The sequence below is a fragment of the Thermorhabdus hydrogeniformans genome, assembly GCF_049310025.1.
GTDB lineage: Bacteria > Bacillota > Thermosediminibacteria > Thermosediminibacterales > Tepidanaerobacteraceae > JBJYKD01.
The window spans coordinates 1-252 of record NZ_JBJYKD010000238.1; the positions used below are offsets into that span (position 1 = coordinate 1).

Below are 252 nucleotides of genomic sequence, written 5' to 3' on the forward strand. Positions count from 1 at the left end.
TGGCCGCCACCTTCAGCAAGGGCGTGGTGGTGCCTGAGTATGCGTACTTCGCCTTCCAGGGTGCGTTTGCGGCGATTACGTGCGCGCTGATCATCGGTGCTTTCGCCGAGCGTGCGAAATTCTCGGCCGTGCTGCTGTTCGTGGTGCTGTGGTTCACTTTCAGCTACCTGCCGATCGCGCACATGGTCTGGTTCTGGCCGGGTCCGGACGGCTTTACCGACGCCAAGGCGGCCGAGGTGATGACGGCCAAGT

Annotated in this window: 1 pseudogene; it reads left to right on the forward strand. The window is 62.7% G+C overall.

Annotated elements, in window-relative coordinates:
• Positions 1–252 (forward strand): annotated as a pseudogene (locus tag ACKX14_RS16265) (ammonium transporter); the annotation flags it as partial.